The organism is Priestia sp. FSL R5-0597 (assembly GCF_038006305.1).
Lineage (GTDB): Bacteria > Bacillota > Bacilli > Bacillales > Bacillaceae_H > Priestia > Priestia zanthoxyli.
Map to the genome: position 1 here is coordinate 3698029 of NZ_JBBOUZ010000001.1, position 18843 is coordinate 3716871.

Genomic DNA, 18843 nt, shown 5'->3' on the forward strand with positions numbered 1-18843 from the left:
AAGGCTTTTTTATTAAACTGATTTTCTAAATGCCATAACGTGCAAATCTTTTACCGGATAAAAATCGTTATCAGGAAAGCGAACGTAACCTCTTTTAGTGTACAGCTTAATGGCATGTTCCATTGAATGATCTGTATGTAAACCTAAATAAGAACACCCTAGCTCCCGAGATTTTTTTTCACACGCTTCAAGAAGCGCATTGGCGACTCCTTTTCGGCGATGAGATGGAGCAACTGCCAGCAGACGAATTTCAGCCCATGGAAATGGTTTTAATAACCCTCCATATACATCCGTATTCGGCGGATAAAACAAAACGCTTCCTGCCATTTCTCCATCGATTTCAGCTACCATGCATTCAAATTTCTTTTCTTCACTCAGGGTATGTAAAATTCCCTTTCGATATCTTTTCCAGTGTGCTTCCGATTTTACAGCTGCATATTGCTCATAAGCAGCAAGCGTTACTGTTTCAATAGATGATGTTTCTTCTTCTCTAGCTTTTCGAACGATCAATTTTTTCTCCTCCATTTACCTTCTTCGTTAATTCTTATTGTCTATGGTGAAGAATGTTTATGCAACACATTTGCATTGCGAAACAGCTTCCTTTGCATATATTTAATCCGTGCATTATGGTTTCTGAAGCAGTCTTTGTGCTGAAACTCTGCTTGTCTTCATATACATATAAAGAGATTCATAGACAAGGATGAGACAGCATGTACAAAAAATTAATTGCAATTGGAATTGGCAGTGTGTTTGTTAGTATCGGAATTAACGTTTTTATTCTTCCGCTTCAGCTTGTAACAGGAGGCATTACGGGAATTAGCTTAATCATTAATTATTTACTTGGCTATAAAGTAGGCGTGATGATTTTTTGCTTAAACTTGCCGATTTACCTTCTCGCTCTAGGTTTTAACCGCTCTTATTTTTTAAATGCTATCTATGGCATGGTTCTCTCAGCCGTTATGATTGATTTGCTGTTTCCGCTTCACGGAATTTTTCACCTTCCCATTATCTTAAGCGCTTGCCTTGGAGGCATTTTTAACGGAATCGGAACTGGCATCATGCTCCGGCAGCACGCAAGTCAAGGCGGGGTCGACTTATTTTCTCTGATACTTGCGAAATGGTTATCGTTAAACCCTGGCATCATCATTTTAGTGATTGACGCATCTATTATTATTTCAGGTATTTTACTGCTTCAAAACGATACAGCTATTTATTCATTATTTATTGTTGTATGCTCTGGTATAGTGACCAGTTTAATTACGTCATTCAAACGCATCATCGTCTATGTATAAAGAAAAAGCCTCGAGACATGCGTCTCGAGGCTTTTCTTTATTTGTCATTTAAGAATTCTTGCAGCGCTTCTTTATTTTTATCTAAATCAATATCAAGCACCATACCAACGCCGCTATACGTTTTGTTTTCAAATGATCCGTCTAAAGGCAGTCGCAGGCTTTGAACGTCTTTCATGTTTCCTGTTACCACATCTTTAGCTAGAAGCATCATGCTTTTTGTATCTAAATTTGTATCGATGTAAGGATCCATTACGCCGAGAAGCTTCGGTATTTTAAACACGCTGTTTAGGCTTGCTACTTCATCTTTGAGCTTTAAAACGACTTCTTGCTGACGCTGAACGCGTCCAAAATCACTCATGTTATCATGGCGAAAACGTACGTAGCCAAGCAGCTGTTCACCGTGTAAAACTTGGGTACCTTTGTGAAGCGTCATACCAATTCCTGAAGACATATCGTGAGGCACGTTTACTTCAATGCCATCAGGCGCAATCGTATCTACAATTTTTGAAAATCCTTCAAAGTCCACAACTGCATAATAGTTAATATCAATATCAAAATTTTGTTTGATCGTTTGACGCAGCAGCTCAGGACCTCCGAACGCGTAAGCAGCGTTCAGCTTTTGCTTGCCGTGTCCTGGAATATCCACGTACATATCCCTCATAAGAGAAACAATTTTCGGGTGTTTGCTTTTAGAATCGTAGTGAGCAATTAAAATAGAGTCTGTACGAGAATGCTTTTCCCCGCGCGAGTCACTTCCTAACAGCAGCATATTTACTTCTCCGTTATTCGGGAGACTGCCTTGAAACTGTTCAAATGTCGTGCCGTCATCCGCAAATTTACCATCGCTTGCTATCGATAGCCCTTGCTTATATTGGAAATAGCTGTATATGCCCCCAACGATAATAAAAAGGAACAACAAAGCAAAGAACACTCTGCCCCATCGAACTCTTCTTCTTCTTTTGCGTCTTGTTCGCTCCACGTTTCTGTCACCAGCTTTCTTTTTCAATGAAGTTCTCATAAAACAAGCAAGTAGCTAAGCTTTTAAAAAGCTCCTCTACTTGCTTGTTTGGATTGTATGGTGTGAAAGCTTACATTATTTTTCTGTTTCTTGGTCTTTTCCATACATGTATTTTGATGGATCGACCGGTTTAAAGTCATCTAATTTATTAAATCGTAATAAATCACCGTATAACACTTTATCAGAAAGTTCTAGCTCTCTTCCAACTTTCTTTTTATAAGCTTTCGCTTCATCTGTTGCTGTGATTCTTTCTCCTGTGTTTGTATCGTAATACTTGCCGTCAATTGACGTGTATTTCGGAGAAACATAATCACCGTTTCTAAATGCTACTACCTGATCATGGTCTTTTGATAATAAATCTGTACCGAATTGAACATACTCTTTACTATCAATTCCCACTAGGTGAAGAAGCGTAGGCACTACGTCAATTTCACCGCCGTACGTATGGTTCACTCCACCTTTTACACCTGGTACGTGAAGGAAGAACGGTACGCGTTGAAGCTGAGCGTTTTTATATGGCGTGATTTTCTCGCCAAGAACTTTTTCCATTGCTTTGTTATGATTTTCAGAAATACCGTAGTGGTCACCGTAAATCATAATAACTGAGTTGTCATATAAACCTGAAGCTTTTAGCTCTGTAAAGAATTCTTGCAGTGATTCATCCAAATAACGAGCCGTTTGGAAATAACGGTCTACCGTTCCATCTCCTGTGTTCGCCGGTTCAATGCTAGCATCACCTTTATCAAGAACGAATGGGAAATGGTTTGTTAATGTAATCATATGCGCATAGAACGGCTGCTTCAATGACTGCAGCATTGGCATAGATTCTTTGAAGAATGGCTTATCTTTTAATCCATAGTTTACTTTGTTATCACCAGTCATATTGTAATAACTTGCATCAAAGAATTTATCCACACCGAACTGTTTGTAAATTTCATTACGGTTCCAGAACGTTTTATAATCTCCGTGTAACACAGCACTTGTATAGCCGCCCTCTTGATCTAAGATCGCTGGTGCTGCTTGGTACGTGTTGCGGCCTTTTAAGCTAAATGCTGATCCTTGAGGCAAGCCATATAATGACGTATCCATCATAAGCTCTGCATCAGCTGTTTTACCTTGTCCTGTTTGATGGAAGAAGTTATCAAAATACATAAATTCATTTCCATTTGCTAATGAATTTAAAAACGGCGTTACTTCTTGTCCGTTTAACTTGTAATTAATTAGGAATGACTGAAATGATTCTAGATGAATTTTAATAATATTTTTTCCTTTTGCTTTACCCGCATACTCAATATTCGGAGCTGCATAGTGACTTGTACTGAAGTTTTTCACTGTTGTTAAGTCATCACTGCTTGCGAATGCTCGTTGCTTTGAGTTTTGAAACGTTTGAACTGCATCATACACCGTGTAGTTGTATGCTCCTAAATATTTCACTAGGTAGTTGCGATCAAATGTTCTTGTTAATAATTCAGGGCGATCTTTTTCAGCATAGTGCAAGTTAATTGCAAATGCGACAGCTCCTGCCGCTAACACCATGAACGTATAGCGGAATTTAAGACGTGCTTTTGGCCATTCGATTTTTCTAACAAACAATAGCGCAATCAGTAAAATGATATCTACAAAGTAAAAAATATCGTGAGCTTTTACTAAATCAGCGATACTGCCTCCTAAATGACCCACATTGCTTGTTTGCGTTAAAGTAGGCAATGTCACAAAGTCATTGAAGAATCGATAATATAAAATATTGCTGTACAAAATGACCGTCATGATTGTACTAAGGATAAGCGTCCAAACGATGGCTCTTTTTCCTTTTGCAAACAATGCTAACCCTAAAAAGATCAAAGTTGAACTAATTGGATTAATAAACAATAACGTTTTTTGCATTGAGTCACTTATATCTAAGTTGAACTCCACTTTGTAAGACATGTAAGACTTGATCCACATGAATAAAACCGCTATAAAAAAGTAAAACAACGGCTTTGAAAATAGTTTTTTCATTTTCAAATTCCTTTCACTAAAAAGTAGAGATTTCATGTTCAGCTAACCTCAGGAAAGTCCCCTACATTAAATCGTAACGGTTACGTCCTGCAAAAGATTACCTGAAAATGATTCAATTTGTCAAACAATATCATCTTCATCTCTTTTTTTAGTCATCTACAAAATTTACATTTTAACTTGTAATCTCTTATTTTTCATCGTGATGTTAATATTACACAATTGTTAATTTGTAAATTTTGTTCTCCCTATATTGCATACATATTAATTTACCACATTTCTGCTCTGCAATAAAAGTATTTTTATTTTATTAGGCATAATATTTCACTTGCTGAATGAAAAGGTACTATTGTACTGGACGGTATTCTTGGCTTACTGTTAGGACTAGTAAAAATAGACCTATCTATGCTTATTATCTTCATCAACAGCTATGCGGTCTCCTTGTGCAAAAGGCTGTGAAATCACAAGAAACTCAATCTCCTCACTCGAACGATTCATCATTTGATGAAGAATCGAAGGAAATACTTCTACTCCTTCGTGTGCTTTTACATCGTAAATAACTCCGTCTATTTCTAGAGCAGCTGTTCCTTTTAGTACAAAGAAAAATTGATGTGCTTTCAAGTGATAATGCCTTACCTCTTCCGTATAAGGGGGCATGCGCTCATGAATAATACTTACGTCTTTATTTTTCACTAGGTGCCACCCATCGCATTTTCCTCCCCACACGTAGTGTTCTGCGTTTTGCTTACTAACTTTCATGACTAGCTCCCCTTTTTCTAATAAATGAACACCTGCAGATGAAATAGAAATTCTATGTGATCTTTTTAATCTTGCTATTGGAAATATTTTTTTCAGATGAAGGTTTTGGCTTCAAAGTAAAAAGCATTCCTAAAAAGATCAAAACAATGCCTGCAAGCTGCAAAAGCGTAGGGCGAAATCCCGTGAATGCTGTATCTAATAAAATGGCAACGGCTGGATCTAAAAACACCAGAACCGAAATCACCTGAGTTTTTAAATAGCGCAGGCTGTCGAAAAACAAATAATACACTAAACCAGTATGTACAAAGCCTGTTACTAAAATAGATGTCCAGTTGGCCGTTGTTAGGAAATGAAAATCAGTAAAATGAACAAACGGCAATAATAGAAAAATTCCTAAAAAAGTCTGAAGAAATGTAACAGCATAAGCACTCGTATGAATAATGCCTTTACCAAGCAGCGTCGTGCATGCATAAAACAAAGCGGCTAAAAGCGCCCAGAGTATTCCTGAAGACATGAAGCCGTCAATCGTAAGTTGCTCCACTCCAATAATTAGAAGTGTTCCTCCAAAACAAATGAAGATAGACATCACGCCAAGAACCGTTAATTTCTCCTTAAACATAAAGCTCCCCAGAAGCAATACTAAAACGGGTGCAAGATGATAAATAGAAATAGCAACCGTAACGGACATCATTTCAAATGCTTTAAATAGAAACACCCAGTTAAACACAAGAAATATCCCACACAGTAAAATCTGCTTTATTTCTTTGGCATTCCATTTTTCCCTTTTATATTCACCCGTTACGAACCAGCACATTCCGAGAAAAAGTGTTGCACAAATACAGCGAACGAATACTAAGTCAAAAGAAGGCAGTCCAGTTTGTGTGGAGAAAAAGCCAATTGAACCAAAAATACTCATTGAAATCATCATTTTCACCATTGGCCCTGCTTTCATTCTCTCACCTCACTTTCAGAAAACTATTACTATTCAAACATAAAGAAGCCCATTTGTAAATTAATGGTTCAAAAGCGCTATTCCATGAAAAAGCAAAAAGCGCAAAGACATGGGATCAGTCCCATCGTCTTTGCGCTTTTCTGCCTTTCTTTTAATCTTCAACCGGGAACCAGCCTGGTGTGTTAATAACGGCTTGCCACAGCGGGTCAGGAATCACAAGCTTTTCCTGATCTTTTTTGCTTAATGTTGTCACAATTTCATTTTCACGGCCTTCTTTTACTTTTTGAACCCAGTCTGGATCCATAATTAATTCGCGGCCAATCGCAAGCAGTGGAATGCCCGTTTCAAGAGCGGCTGCTGCTTCGTCTGCTGTATGAATAGAACCTACGCCCATTACAGGTACGCGGCTTCCTACTCGCTCTTGAATAATTTCAATACGTGAACGAGTATCTTCCACGCCTCGGCGCGGTTTTGACCAGAATTCCATTAGCGATACGTGAAGGTAATCAAGGTCTTTTTCTGCTAGTGCATCGACTAACTTCAACGTATCAGCCATTGTAATTCCTGGCGTTTCAGGCTCTTCTGGCGAGAAGCGATAGCCTACTAAAAATGATTCTTTTGCATGCTTAGAAACGGCTTGCTTTACTTCGTCTACGATTGCAAGCGGGAATGTTAAGCGTTTTTCTACGCTGCCGCCCCATTTATCTTCGCGGCGATTAGAATGCGGAGAAAAGAACTGCTGAATTAAATAGTTATTTGCTCCGTGAATTTCAACTCCGTCAAATCCTGCTTCAATGGCACGGCGCGTCATTTCACCAAAATCGTGAATAATGCCTTCAATTTCTTCATTTGTTAACTCTCGAGGTACCGGAGCTCCTTCTTGTTCTGCAGCAACAGCACTTGCGCTAACAACCTCTCCATTTGGAACAAGCTCAGGCGGACACATGCGGCCTCCGTGAAAAATTTGAAGAACTGCTTTTGCTCCTTGATCTTTAATGGCTGTTGCTAATCGACGCAGGCTAGGAATCATTTCATCGCTGTCTGCAGCAAACTCTCCGTGAAATCCTTTTCCGTTCGCCGTTCCGTATGTACATGCTGTAATGACCATGCTAACACCTTTTGAACGTCGTACGTAGTAGTCTACTTCTGCATTTGATACTGTCCCATCTTCATTTGATGAAAAATTTGTCATAGGAGCAAGAATAACGCGGTTATCTAATTTGATGCCATTTGAAAAAGTAAATGGCTGTAAAAGCGGCTCATACTTTTTATTTGTCATTTTATTTCCCTCCAAAAATGATACGGTCAAAAATAGTGGCATATTATAGGTAGAGACTGTTTTCCTTCCTATAATATGTGTCATTTAAAACTGTAACTTTAAAATATACTGTGATTTTAATCTGTACAGTTTTACCTGTCAAAGAATAAGACTTTCTAACACAAAAAAGCACTCATATACTGAGTGCTTTTTTATCATTGCGAAAGAGGTTCCTGATTATACATAAATGATTTTACTTTTACATATTGAGCTTCTAACTCTTGAAGTGTCAGTTCGTATAGATGCCGATTTCCTTTTTTATAAATACCAAAATTCAATAGCGCATTAATAAACCAATTTTTCTTATGTTCCGTTTCAGGCTGTGTATGTTGTTTCACGATCTCCACCACCTAAGGTTCTCTCATTTTAATTTTGCAAAGCATTCGCTTTTACATAAATGATTTTACTTCTATACGATGAAAAAACGGTGAAATAGAAAGCTTTTTCATTTTAAATTTCCGCAGCAGGACCCGTTATTTTTTTACGTCTCTTCACACCTGCTAATATTTTTTCAATATAATAAATAACAATAATAAAAACTGACATAATAGCAAAATAAGTACCGATTACAACAAAAGGATTTGGACTTTCAAAACCGCTTTCTTTTCCTTTCATTCCTCTTTCCGGACCTCCGCCATCGTGATCAAAGTTTGGACGTTCGTGACCAGCAGATGCCGTCGCAGAAGATTTGTTCTCGCTAAATGAATGGCGATCAAAATCCGGCTTCCCACCGCCTTTTTGCGGCATATCTGAGGAACTTACATTCAGTACTCTCGCTACTCCTCCAAGTTTTCCAAGAAAACCCGTTTCGTTTATTTCGTATATGCCAATGACTAACAGCGCAGCGGTTGTGAGCTTAGCTGCTATGCTCAAGCTTTTCTTTGACTTTTTGAATTTCGTCATATTTTTACATACATTTATAACCCATTGCCAATGAAGACCTATGTGAGCGGCTACTAAAATTAACACTAAAAATGATACGGAAATATGCGAAACCTTAAACCACTGTTCGTTCCCAACATTAATATTTGGAAATACTACTCTTGAAATAAAAATACCGCTAATCATAATAAATGACATCGTAATCAACAGCATGATATTTAAAAAGTAACCGAACTTTGTTCTGCGCGGAAGCCTGCGGTCAAATAACTTAACCGTAACTTTCTTTACCCACTGCCAGTTTAGCAGCACGTGGGTAAAAAAGGCGACGGCAATCGCCAACCCCGCAATTTCATGAAATGTTAACCCTCCCAATACTTGCTTGTTAAAAAACAAAACAAACGTAACGGCCATTAAAAGATCCAGTCCAAACCGGACGTACATCATCTTTTTCACTCTATTCATTCTCCTCACCTATGTATTTGTCAAAACAACTCCTTTTTCATATTTCTTAATGTAAGCAGAGTTGGTGAAAATTAGGTGAAACGACTGATTTTTTTACCAAAATAACCAGTCCTTAGTTCTATAAAAGTAGAATGGAATCATTTTTACTTTTTCGAAAATAGCTGTTGACAAAGAAAAAAGAAGCACGTATAGTAATGGTTATTCATCAAGAACTTTCAGATTTTAATCAAAAACACAGCGATTGGGAGTAGTAAAAGCTTATTATTCGGTCAAGAGAGCTACGGGTTGGTGTAACGTAGTCCAATAATACTTTGAACTCGCCCAGGAGTGGTAATTCAGAAAGAATGCAGAAGTGTTCTCTAAGTTTTAACGTCTAACCTTCGTTATCAGGTTTTAAGCAGGGTTCTTTAAGAGCCAACAAGAGTGGTACCGCGGTTAGCTAAAGCTTATCGTCTCTTCTCTCATTTGATAATGAGGTAGGAGACGATAAGCTTTTTTTATTTTATAAAAAAGTGGAGGGAAAAGTCATGAAGAAGGACAACCAAGGTTTGCAGCGAACAATGACTTCACGTCATATTATGATGATGGCGCTAGGTGGAGCAATTGGCGCTGGTTTATTTAAAGGAAGCAGCTCGGCTATTGATATGGCAGGACCATCAGTTATTATTGCCTATTTAATTGGCGGAATTATTTTACTATTCATCATGCAAGGTCTTGCTGAAATGGCGGTTCGAAATAGTGAAGCACGAACGTTTCGTGATTTAGTTCAGTCGATTTTAGGAAGCTATCCCGCTTACTTTTTGGACTGGATTTACTGGAAAATGTGGGTGTTAAACATTGCAGCTGAAGCCGTTGTAGCCGCTATTTTTATTCAGTACTGGCTTCCTGATTACCCAATTTGGATGCTTGCTTTAGGCGTATCCGTTATTGTTACAGCCATTAACTTGCTTTCAGTTAAAGCATTTGCTGAAACGGAATACTGGTTAGCTTTAATTAAAATCACGGTCATTGTGATCTTTATTATCGCTGGACTTTTATTATTGTTTGTATCATTCGGTCATCATACCGCAGCGGGTTTTTCAAATTTAAGCGATCACGGCGGTTTTTTCCCAAAGGGACCAACCGGGCTAATTACGGCGATGTTAGTTGTCATCTACTCATACGGTGGAACTGAAATCATCGGAGTAACGCTAGCTGAAACAAAAAACCCTGAAAAAGTAGTACCTAAGGCTGTGCGCAGTACATTAACGCGTATCATTGCTTTTTATCTGTTCCCGTTTTTTATCATCGTGAGCTTGATTCCTTGGAATGAAGTGAACGGCGTTTCTCAAAGTCCTTTTGTAATGGTATTTAAAATGATTGGCATTCCCGGAGCAGATCATATTATGAATGCCGTGATCTTGTTAGCCGTTATTTCTTCTATGAACTCAGGACTTTACGGTTCATCACGTATTTTGTATACGCAAGCAGTAGACGGTCGAGTGCCGAAGATATTTTCGAAACTTTCTGTTAACAAAGTTCCTGTCTATGCAATTTTAATGTGTACATCATCCCTTTATGTCGGCGTATTGATTTCCTTATTTGCAGGAAGTAAGACATTTGATTATTTGATGGGATCTTTAGGGTATACCGTGTTGTTTATTTGGTTGATTATTGCGATTGCACACTTAAAGTCCCGCAAAGTTCAGCCAGAAGCATCGAGCAGCTACTCTGTTAAATGGTTTCCTTATACAACGTGGGCTGCCCTTATTGCACTAAGCGCTATTTTAATTGGTGTTATCTGCACAACATCCGTTGTTATTACGACTATTACATTAGCTATCTATTTATTTATTACAGCTACGTATATCTTTAAAGGTCGCTTTTATCAATCTTCAGCAGTCAAGCACGCTAAATAAAAAAACGCCTCCTTTGAGTCATCAGAGGAGGCGTTTTTTTATTTAAAATGTTAAGTACCAATAGCCAAGTGCAAAGCCGATATAGTTACCAATAATATAGCCAAGCGTTCCTACTACCAAGATAGGACCAACCAAACTTCCCCATCCTTTAGCAATCGCCATCGCGCTTGCTGTCGTAGGTCCCCCTACCGTTGCATTGCTCGCCAGTAAAATATGTTCTAAATCAATTTTAAATACTTTTCCTAAAAGCAGTCCCACTATCAAATTACTCATCCCCACAATGAGCACAAATAGAATCAAAAGAGGTGCTTTTTCAACAATTAATGGAATGGACGCCGGCACTCCAATGACAACAAAGAAAATATAAATGAAGTATGTGCCGATTTCTTGGCTTCCGCTAATGGTTTTAAAGTAAGAAGGAAACAGATAAATGACAAGAAACGTAAGTGTGGAAAGCAATAAGTATTTTTCGCTCAAAATAGTATGTAGTAACGTTTGAACTACGGAAACATTTGGACCGGCTGGAATGATTGTTCCAAACCATTCGGCTAATTTAAAAGATACAACCACTAGAAAAAATGATGTACCAATTGAAGCTGCCACGTCTTTTAACGAAATTTCTTTTTTTGCCCAATATTTTTCTGCAAGCGTATGACGATCATTTTCTCCATATTGCCCAGCCTCTACTTCTTGAATATGAGGCGTCTTAAAATGTTTCCTAAAAAACTTCATAGAAGGAACAAACATATACACGGCAAACAGTAAAGCCATGACCATATTATCAGCAACCACCGTCGCGGAAACCATTTGACTTGATGGTTCAAATTTGGCCGTAACGGTAGCAAAGTTAACCCCTCCGCCTACATAAGAAGCGCCGATAGCAGCTGCAATTTTTGCTAGTTCAGGAATATAATCTTTTAACAACAAGAAGCCTGCCGTGCTCCCTATAACCGTTCCTACTGCACAGATTAAGAAAATAAAAAGCAGTTTCCGGCTTTCTTGAAATAATTCTTTCATATTGACTTGAAATAACAATAATGGAATGGCAAGCGGTACTAGATACGCCCAAACAGCATCATAAACCGGAGACTCTGTTGGAATGATTTTTAAATTTGATAGGATAAGAGCTCCTGCTAGCGCAATAATAGCTCCTGACAGAAAAGAAGCCCACTTATACTTTTGTTCGAGAAAAATACTAACAGAAGCCCAAATCGCTAGAATTCCCCATAGTGCCCACGTATCATCAGCTTGAATAATAGTAAAAATCACACGCTACTCCTTTCTTTCTTTTTCAATAAATAGAATTTTCAGAAAATACACCTTTAAATTTTATCAATATATGCCAAATTCCGTCAATCTATAAAAAAAGCTTTCCACTCTAAAAGTGAAAAGCTTTTTTTTATTTGCGAATCAAAACCGGAATTTGCTGCTGAATCTGCTGCAAAGGAGCACCTGTTTTCTCTGTTAACGAACGCAAGATTCCTCCTTCGATCATACAGTTAATCACAACTGCAAGCTCTCCTGCCTGCTTATCTTGAAATCCGCTCTCTATCATTTTTTCTCTAAAAAGTTTTTCCCAATCTTGAAACGCTGCATAGCAGACTTCGCGAAGCGGTTCATTAATAAGCGCCGTTTCTCCAGCCATCAGTCCAACAGGCATACCAGCAATACTTTCTTCGTGTTCAAACTGCTTGGACAATTCTTCAATAAAATACTGAATAGCCTGTGCCGCGTCAGAAGATTTATTTAAACTTTCTTTAATTTGAACTTGGACGTATTTATTCGTATATTGAACAGCGTGAATCGCCAGTTCTTCTTTCCCTTTTGGAAAATAATAATAAAGAGACCCTTTTGGCGACCCGCTCTCTTTAATAATTTGATTTAATCCCGTTGCATGATAGCCTTGCAGCTGAAAAAGCCGCGATGCTGTTTCTAAAATCTTATCGCGTGCATTTGCTTTCTTCACAAAACGATGCCTCCCCTATATAATAAGTGGTTTCTATAACACTACTTATCATATAAGGAAATGAAATTTTTGTCAAAATAAAGTGAATATTTTACCATTTATTTTTCCTTATTTTCATTTCTTATGACCTAATAATTGTTTTTCTTACTTCTTCCGCTAACGGTTGAAGAGGCGTAATAATACGGTCGCTTACCTCCTCAGCCGCTTCTACCATCGAGAGCTGGGCCACTGAAACAACAGTGTTATGGTCTTTTACTAGCTCATCTAAGACATGTTTCACCTTCTGTTTATACTTCTCTATGTTTCCAGTCATTACTAGTTCAAAAGCACCTTCTATCACAACAGGGTGAACTTTTATCTTTACATTTTGATAAAATGCAAATTCGTCTAGACGCTTCATCGTTCCTTCTACGGTCTCCGGATTTGTAAACACGATAAGCTGCGGTTCTTCTATTTCACATATTCGGCGAAAATAAGGCTCATCGATTTTAATAATTGGAACATCACTTGTAAATGCTTCTGGTAAAAGAGCAATGTAATTCGTACACGTAAGTAAAATGGCATCCGCTGAACATTCTTCCATCCACTTTAACTGCTTCTCTACTTTTGCACCTGCTGACTCCGCTGCAAATTTAGGATCGGTTTTTACCCGATGTACAAGTCCAGGGTCTACGAAATGCATACAGCTCACAAACGGCAGCGCTTTTTCTATATAAGAGATGTTCGAATGATGAGCGTGCAGGCAAGCAATTTTCTTCATCGTTTTCCTCCTGTATGATGGTCTTTGAAATACTGAATTAAAAATTCCTGGAACTTTTTCGCAACAGGAGTTAAGTATTTATCCTTGTTCCACGCAATCCCAATTACCCTTGAAGCTGTGTCTTCTTTGAGCTTTATTTTTTTAATGCCTCGCAAGTCCACTCCCTTTATTTCAGGAAGCAAGGCAACCCCTAAATGAGCCGCTACAAAACCAATCACCGTCAAAAATTCTTCTCCTTCAAACGTAATATTTGGGACAATTTCAGCTTCTTCGAACAGCTGATCAAAAATTGTTCGGCTTCCGTATCCTTTTTTTAACGCGATAAACGATTCATGAGCCAACTCTGAAATCGAAAGCACTTGTCTTGAGGCAAAAGAATGTGTATCAGGGACATACGCGTACAGCTCGTCTTTCCATAAATATTCCCACTGAATTCCTGCCCTAGATTCCGTTACGGAAGACATACAAAAATCAATTTCTCCCGTTTGAAGCTGATCGAGCATGATGTTCGTCGCGTTCTCAAAAATTTGAAATTGAACGTTCGGATACTCTTGTAAAAAAGCATGAACTAGTTTCGGGACGGACGAAGCGCCTAATGATTTTAAAAAAGCAAACGAAATGCTGCCGCGATGAGGATGAATCAAATCTGAAAGCTCACGTTTCGCTTCTTCCATTTCGTTTAATACTTTAGCCGTTCGTTCATAAAAAAGCCTTCCGTATCGATTTAAAATAACTTGCCTTCCTTTTCTTTCAAATAGCGGCACGCCAAGCTCTGATTCTAATTTAGAAATTGAGCGGCTGAGCGTAGGCTGCGCAATTGATAATTGTTCCGCTGCCTTTGTGAAATGTTCCGTTTGAGCTACAACATTAAAATATTCGAGCTGCTGCCATTCCATTTTTTTCACATCCTTTACTTATTACATAATACTATCGATTTCATATAAATTATACATTGGACGTCATAAAAAATTCATGTTTAAATGAAGAACGTAGCACTTGCCGAAAATGTTATGTGTCTGCATAGAATAAGTGTTGAAAGAAGGAATTCGTTTATGGATGTTTCAATTATTTTAACAATGTTAGCCGTCGGACTGATCTTAGGATTTGTCGGAGCAGGCGGATCAGGTTTTATTATTTCAATTTTAACGCTGCTGTACGGCGTATCTGTACACGTTGCACTCGCAACGGCTCTTACCGCAATGATTTTCTCTTCTTTATCTGGCGCCGTCAGTCATTATCGCGAAGGTAACGTATCTTTAAAATCCGGTATCTCTGTTGGTATCCTCGGTGCATTAGGCGCTTGGATTGGGTCTAACCTTTCATCCTTTATCCCAGAAGGCGAGCTAAAATGGCTCACAGCCGGCATGCTTTTATTATCTGGTGTTTTACTTTGGCTGCGAATGTTTTTATTTTCCCGTCAGCAAAAAGAACGTACTGTTCCAACAGGAGCTAAATTTGTCGTTTATTCTTTACTAATCGGCTTAATTACGGGCGCTCTGTCCGGAATGTTTGGAATTGGCTCAACTCCATTTATCCAGCTTGGCCTTATGATGGTGTTAGGCTTGTCTATTCGCCAGTCGGCCGGAACGACGATGCTCGTTATTATTCCGATTGCAATTGGCGGAGGAATGGGCTATTATCAGCAGGGCTTTTTAGATATCCCGCTGTTGATTCAAGTAGTTGTCGGCACAATGGTCGGTTCATATATTGGAGCAAAATTTACAAATCGTGTACCTGCTCCCGTATTAAAAACGTCCCTTGTAGCGCTGCCTATTTGCTCTAGCTTTCTCCTTGTTATATAAGAAAAAAGCTTGAACTCTTGTTCAAGCTTTTTTTATGTTCATCTGATAAACAAACTGCTTTCCTTGGCTTCCAAAAACATGCCGGTCTGTATCGACAAAGCCGCATCGTTTGTATAGGTGCTGCGCCGCCGTGTTTTTATGGTTCACGCCTAGCACCACTTTATTTTTAGTGCGAAAGTGATGGTTGATAAAAGAAGGAAGAAGTTTCAATGACTTTTTGCCAACTCCCTTTCCTTGATAGTCAGGATGAATGGAATAAGACCGTATTAAAAGCGCGCCGGATCCCTCGGTATATGCTTTAACGGCTTCCCCTGCGTCGAGCACGAAAAAGCCGGCTAGTTTGTTTTCTGCCAAAATCAAAACGGGCGTTCTATCTCTTTCCTGCTTACACTTAGCCATAGCTTCAGCGGGAAGTGCCGTGTAAATGAGCTGCTCTTCAGGCAGCGTATAGCTATGTATAGATGACTCGTAGGCTTCACTATAAAACGTTAGTGCTACGTTTTCTTTATTCTCCATTTTCTGCTGGACTCCTTTTCTTTTTCCATAGTATAACATGCACAAAAAAAGCCGCATAAAGCGGCTTTTCCTTTATCTAGCGTCGGATACAACGGTAAAGCGTTCGTTTACATGCTCTCCTCGCTCAATTTCATCAATAACCGCAATGGCGTAATCCGCATAGCTGACATGGCTGTTTCCTTCTGAGTTTAAAATAACATGATCTTTCCCTGTTTTATAAGCATCCGTTCGTTTTCCTGAAGGATTAAAAAATGCTGCTGGGCTAATGAACGTCCAATTAATATCGCTTGTACTTTCTAAGTCTTTTAAATTTTGGGCTTGGTTGTCAGCTATCGCTTTGTACTCTTTTGGAAAATCAGGCGTATCTGCTAGACGCGTCGTTTTCTCTTCATCTACAAACAAACTTCCTGCTCCTCCTACAACAAGAAGACGAACGTCCGGAGCTTGTTTAAATACATGAATTAACGATTGCCCCGCTTCTACATGTAAATGTTCTTTTCCTTCGGGAGCTCCAAACGCATTGACCACGGCATCCAAGCCTTCGATATCTTTTGCCGTGATATCAAAAATGTCTTTTTCAAGTGTACGAACATCTCGTTCCTCTACTTTGCTCGCATCACGTACAATTGCCGTTACATCATGTCCGCGATTTAAAGCTTCTTTCACGATAAAACTTCCTGCTTTTCCTGTAGCACCTACAACTCCAATTTTCATTTTATAACCTCCAGTAAAATTCTCTATATTTAGGTAATAGCCTTTTTTTGCTATGATAAAACACAGCAAAACGGTTTAAGCAAGATAGAGAGAACAAATTGGATAAATGAGTTAGTATGGATTACTTTTAACACCGCGGTTAATTCCCGTGCAAGGCTTCGCTTTCCGCGGGCGGCCGCTGAGCCTCTTCGTCGCTTACGCTCCTGCGGGGTCTCACCTGTTCCGCCAACTAACATACGTTTCTTCCAGTCTCTTTTGAAAAAATAAATGAGTGCTTATTCAATTTCAATAAATAACACGTGAGCCATAGAGTGAATCGATTTAATCAATTCTACTTTATTCCCTTTCTTTTTTGCCTTTCCTTTTATTTCAACAAAATAGAGCAGCTCACCTTGATGATGATCTTGGTGAATTTCGTAAGACGAAATCATAATATTTTCTTTTTCAATCTTATCAAGCAGCTCATAAATATCCTCTTGATTTGCTGCACGAAACTTAATTAAAATGGAATGAGTAGAAAGAGATGTAAACATTACGTTCAATATTTCTAAGCCAATCAGCACTAATATAGTTGCGCTAATGCCGACTGTATACATACCGGCCCCAATGGTTAAACCAATTCCCGACGTTGCCCATACGCCTGCGGCTGTTGTGAGCCCTCTAATATGCTGCTTTTGAATAATAATCATACCTGCTCCTAAAAAACCAATACCGCTTACTACTTGTGCGGCCACCCGGCTCGGATCAAGAGCCATATGATCTTGATGAAGCACATCTGAAAAGCCATATTTCGAAATTAGCATAATCAGCGTGCTACCGACAGCAACTAAAAAATGAGTGCGAAACCCCGCTTCTTTTGCTCTAAACTCTCTTTCTAAACCAACCAAAGCCCCTAACAAACCTGATAGGGCTAGACGACTAATAAAAGCTGCGGTCATTTTTTCCCTCCTTTCTCTTCACTTTTTCACAAATGAACCTATTAACTATTTCTATTTTTGTTATAATTTACTATAACTAATTTTTAAAGTGGAGGCTAATCAAAGTGGATAAAGTTATCGATTATTACAGCAGATTTGATGAGTGGGGACGGTTAGAACGAGAACCTATTGAGTTTCAAGTAAACTGGCATTTTATCAAAAAGCAAAAAAATTAATAATCACCTCTATTTATCATAGAATAAATAGAGGTGATTATTAATGAACCGTTTATTCAAATGGAGTACAAGCATTTTGCTATGTTTGATGTACTGCTTTTTGATTCCCCCTCCTTCTTATGCAAGCGGTGACTATTACTCTTCCTATGCAGAACTGCAGCAGCACGAAATTTTTCACCAAGACTACGACATTCGCTACGAGCAGCGCTTTAGCTATTTATCCATTATGGCCATTCACGGCGGCGGAATTGAACCAGGTACATCAGAAGTTGCCAAAGAACTCGCCGATCGCTTTTCCGCTTCTTATTATTTATTTGAAGGCATCAAGTCCACTAACAACGGAGTTCTGCACATAACCTCAGAAAACTTTGATGAACCGACGGCTAGAGGAATGGCTCAGCAAAGCATGTCCGTTTTGACGATTCACGGCTACAGCGGCAGTCAGCCTATCGTGTATATAGGTGGAAAAAATCAGCTTTATAAAGAGCTGATGAAGCAATCACTGCGCAAAAACGGCTTTACCGTCCGTGAAGCTCCTTCTGACATAGCGGGAACAAGCGAACAAAACATTGTGAACGATAATCTGCTAAAAGCCGGAGTGCAGCTTGAACTCACAGCCGAACTAAGAAAATCATTTTTCGCAAACCATGACTGGTCGAGAAACAACCGCATGAATGTAACACCGCTTTTTTATACATTTGTTACTTCCTTACAAGAAGCATCTTCTTCCTATCAAACTTTCCTTTACCTTCAAGTTCACTAATTTATCGACTCTTGCCTTATTCCTTGATTTCCAGACAAAAAAACCAGCGCAGTCTGTGTAATCAAACGCGCTGGTTTTTATCTATTTCTCTCGCTAAAATAGATCGTTTAAAGCCTTTTTGCTCAAAAAATTCTTTGATTTCACTTGGACTTTGATAAGAAAGTCTAATCACATAGTAGTTAATATATTCAATCCAAGCAAACGCGTAAAGGCCTAGAAAAAAAGCAAGTCCCTTAACCCCTAACTGCATATAGTGGTAAATGAGTACACCTAAACCTAACGTAAGAAGAATTTTATTCATTTTTTTAAAAAGCAGAAACAACTGAATGTAGCTGGAGGGCAAATGAGAATCTTCTTTTCGGCTCACCCGCCTCCATTTCATAAACCAGTACAAGCTTCCTTGAAACAGGATAAACTCAAGTATAATAAAAGCATACACACTTGAAAACGTTGTTAAATAAAAAGCCAGATGAGAAAACTCATTTAAGTACCCTATCCACAGCGCAGCAAACAGTAAAGCTGCCGTAAGCTCTCCTGTCCATAAACCAAACAATTTTCGCTTTACTTTCATAGAAATCCCCCCAGCGTACCTC

21 protein-coding genes, 1 pseudogene and 1 other annotated feature are annotated in these 18843 nt (G+C 38.7%); of the genes and pseudogenes, 5 read left to right on the forward strand and 17 right to left on the reverse strand.

The window, feature by feature from the left end; translation table 11 throughout:
* Nucleotides 1-12: 12 nt before the first annotated feature.
* Nucleotides 13-510, reverse strand: coding sequence for a GNAT family N-acetyltransferase (locus tag MKX72_RS19450; protein WP_028415046.1), 498 nt, complete (start codon nucleotides 508-510; stop codon nucleotides 13-15).
* 200 nt (nucleotides 511-710) lie between these two features.
* Between MKX72_RS19450 and MKX72_RS19455 the strand changes: the two genes are divergently transcribed.
* Nucleotides 711-1292, forward strand: a complete 582-nt coding sequence (locus tag MKX72_RS19455; protein WP_033579900.1) for a YitT family protein — start codon at nucleotides 711-713, stop codon at nucleotides 1290-1292.
* A 37-nt stretch (nucleotides 1293-1329) separates the two neighbouring features.
* Here the strand turns inward: MKX72_RS19455 and MKX72_RS19460 are convergent, their stop codons facing one another.
* The 7 genes from MKX72_RS19460 to MKX72_RS19490 form a co-directional block, all read right to left on the reverse strand.
* Nucleotides 1330-2298, reverse strand: a complete 969-nt coding sequence (locus MKX72_RS19460) for an LCP family protein (protein WP_155007706.1) — start codon at nucleotides 2296-2298, stop codon at nucleotides 1330-1332.
* An 87-nt stretch (nucleotides 2299-2385) separates the two neighbouring features.
* Nucleotides 2386-4308 carry an LTA synthase family protein gene (locus tag MKX72_RS19465; RefSeq protein WP_028415048.1) on the reverse strand — a complete coding sequence of 641 codons (1923 nt, stop codon included), beginning with the start codon at nucleotides 4306-4308 and terminating at the stop codon, nucleotides 2386-2388.
* Nucleotides 4309-4704: 396 nt separating this feature from the next.
* Nucleotides 4705-5064 (reverse strand): cupin domain-containing protein, encoded by a 360-nt coding sequence (locus MKX72_RS19470; RefSeq protein ID WP_049166039.1) that lies wholly within the window; start codon nucleotides 5062-5064, stop codon nucleotides 4705-4707.
* 52 nt (nucleotides 5065-5116) lie between these two features.
* On the reverse strand, nucleotides 5117-6016 hold the full coding sequence (locus MKX72_RS19475; protein ID WP_047749974.1) for a DMT family transporter: 900 nt from the start codon (nucleotides 6014-6016) through the stop codon (nucleotides 5117-5119).
* A gap of 151 nt (nucleotides 6017-6167) precedes the next feature.
* A complete protein-coding gene (locus tag MKX72_RS19480) occupies nucleotides 6168-7295 on the reverse strand; it encodes an NADH-dependent flavin oxidoreductase (protein ID WP_033579898.1) in 1128 nt (375 codons plus the stop codon).
* A 194-nt stretch (nucleotides 7296-7489) separates the two neighbouring features.
* Nucleotides 7490-7675: a Fur-regulated basic protein FbpA gene (locus MKX72_RS19485; RefSeq protein WP_033580328.1), complete on the reverse strand. Its 186-nt coding sequence runs from the start codon at nucleotides 7673-7675 to the stop codon at nucleotides 7490-7492.
* Nucleotides 7676-7784: 109 nt separating this feature from the next.
* Entirely contained in the window at nucleotides 7785-8669 is an 885-nt protein-coding gene (locus MKX72_RS19490) for a DUF4405 domain-containing protein (protein WP_155007705.1), read from the reverse strand.
* A 237-nt stretch (nucleotides 8670-8906) separates the two neighbouring features.
* Nucleotides 8907-9138, forward strand: a binding site (T-box leader).
* A gap of 67 nt (nucleotides 9139-9205) precedes the next feature.
* Here MKX72_RS19490 and MKX72_RS19495 point away from each other — a divergent pair.
* Nucleotides 9206-10576, forward strand: coding sequence for an amino acid permease (locus MKX72_RS19495; protein ID WP_028415053.1), 1371 nt, complete (start codon nucleotides 9206-9208; stop codon nucleotides 10574-10576).
* A gap of 42 nt (nucleotides 10577-10618) precedes the next feature.
* Here MKX72_RS19495 and MKX72_RS19500 read toward each other — a convergent pair whose 3' ends face one another.
* The 4 genes from MKX72_RS19500 to MKX72_RS19515 all read right to left on the reverse strand — a co-directional run bounded on the left by MKX72_RS19500 (nucleotide 10619) and on the right by MKX72_RS19515 (nucleotide 14198).
* On the reverse strand, nucleotides 10619-11845 hold the full coding sequence (locus tag MKX72_RS19500; RefSeq protein WP_033579895.1) for a DUF819 family protein: 1227 nt from the start codon (nucleotides 11843-11845) through the stop codon (nucleotides 10619-10621).
* Nucleotides 11846-11975: 130 nt separating this feature from the next.
* On the reverse strand, nucleotides 11976-12542 hold the full coding sequence (locus tag MKX72_RS19505) for a TetR/AcrR family transcriptional regulator (protein ID WP_033579894.1): 567 nt from the start codon (nucleotides 12540-12542) through the stop codon (nucleotides 11976-11978).
* A 121-nt stretch (nucleotides 12543-12663) separates the two neighbouring features.
* Entirely contained in the window at nucleotides 12664-13302 is a 639-nt protein-coding gene (locus MKX72_RS19510; protein WP_155007704.1) for a hypothetical protein, read from the reverse strand.
* The gene (locus tag MKX72_RS19515) at nucleotides 13299-14198 is read right to left on the reverse strand and encodes a LysR family transcriptional regulator (RefSeq protein ID WP_033579892.1); all 900 of its coding nucleotides are present in this window, start codon (nucleotides 14196-14198) and stop codon (nucleotides 13299-13301) included. Before MKX72_RS19515 ends, MKX72_RS19510 begins: the two co-directional genes overlap by 4 nt.
* Nucleotides 14199-14354: 156 nt before the next feature.
* On the opposite strand from MKX72_RS19515, the gene MKX72_RS19520 reads away from it, so the two are divergent.
* A complete protein-coding gene (locus MKX72_RS19520) occupies nucleotides 14355-15104 on the forward strand; it encodes a sulfite exporter TauE/SafE family protein (protein ID WP_028415058.1) in 750 nt (249 codons plus the stop codon).
* A gap of 21 nt (nucleotides 15105-15125) precedes the next feature.
* Here MKX72_RS19520 and MKX72_RS19525 read toward each other — a convergent pair whose 3' ends face one another.
* From MKX72_RS19525 to MKX72_RS19540, 4 genes are all read right to left on the reverse strand, one after another.
* Nucleotides 15126-15620, reverse strand: a complete 495-nt coding sequence (locus MKX72_RS19525) for a GNAT family N-acetyltransferase (RefSeq protein WP_049166398.1) — start codon at nucleotides 15618-15620, stop codon at nucleotides 15126-15128.
* Between the two features lie 72 nt (nucleotides 15621-15692).
* Nucleotides 15693-16334 (reverse strand): NAD(P)-dependent oxidoreductase, encoded by a 642-nt coding sequence (locus MKX72_RS19530; protein ID WP_154989819.1) that lies wholly within the window; start codon nucleotides 16332-16334, stop codon nucleotides 15693-15695.
* Nucleotides 16335-16384: 50 nt separating this feature from the next.
* Entirely contained in the window at nucleotides 16385-16570 is a 186-nt protein-coding gene (locus tag MKX72_RS19535) for a hypothetical protein (protein ID WP_154989817.1), read from the reverse strand.
* A 39-nt stretch (nucleotides 16571-16609) separates the two neighbouring features.
* Entirely contained in the window at nucleotides 16610-17272 is a 663-nt protein-coding gene (locus MKX72_RS19540; protein ID WP_028415061.1) for an MgtC/SapB family protein, read from the reverse strand.
* A gap of 104 nt (nucleotides 17273-17376) precedes the next feature.
* Here MKX72_RS19540 and MKX72_RS19545 point away from each other — a divergent pair.
* Together MKX72_RS19545 and MKX72_RS19550 are read left to right on the forward strand one after the other, a co-directional pair.
* Nucleotides 17377-17475: pseudogene (locus MKX72_RS19545) on the forward strand (class I SAM-dependent methyltransferase); the annotation flags it as partial.
* Between the two features lie 55 nt (nucleotides 17476-17530).
* Nucleotides 17531-18250: a poly-gamma-glutamate hydrolase family protein gene (locus tag MKX72_RS19550; RefSeq protein ID WP_034270640.1), complete on the forward strand. Its 720-nt coding sequence runs from the start codon at nucleotides 17531-17533 to the stop codon at nucleotides 18248-18250.
* A gap of 61 nt (nucleotides 18251-18311) precedes the next feature.
* On the opposite strand, the gene MKX72_RS19555 is transcribed toward MKX72_RS19550, so the two are convergent.
* Nucleotides 18312-18821: a hypothetical protein gene (locus MKX72_RS19555; RefSeq protein ID WP_034270643.1), complete on the reverse strand. Its 510-nt coding sequence runs from the start codon at nucleotides 18819-18821 to the stop codon at nucleotides 18312-18314.
* Between the last annotated feature and the right edge of the window lie 22 nt (nucleotides 18822-18843).